Source organism: Streptomyces sp. O3 (genome assembly GCF_054788135.1).
In genome coordinates this window covers 1-230 of record NZ_JBTVYK010000253.1, presented here as the reverse complement: position 1 = coordinate 230, position 230 = coordinate 1, and the positions used below count along the sequence as shown (strand labels likewise).

Sequence of the window (230 nt, the reverse complement as noted above, 5' to 3'; positions counted from 1 at the left end):
CAGCAGATGGTTCTGCTAAAACAGATTTTGAACAAGTGACGATTACAACAAAATCTACTAAAACAGATGAAAAATCAACTTTCCAAGCCAAACTTGCAAATGATACGCAATATTTTGCAGAGGGGCTATATTTTAATCAAACCGGCAAGTGGGAAATCACGGTCCATGGTTTAACAAAAGATTTCACCGATATAAATCAAACATTTACGACCAATATTACACAGTAAAGG

1 pseudogene is annotated in these 230 nt (G+C 35.2%); it reads left to right on the top strand.

Annotation, left to right across the window (positions count from 1 at the left end):
- Positions 1–227, top strand: a pseudogene (locus ACX6XY_RS30550) (hypothetical protein); the annotation flags it as partial.
- Positions 228–230: the final 3 nt, after the last annotated feature.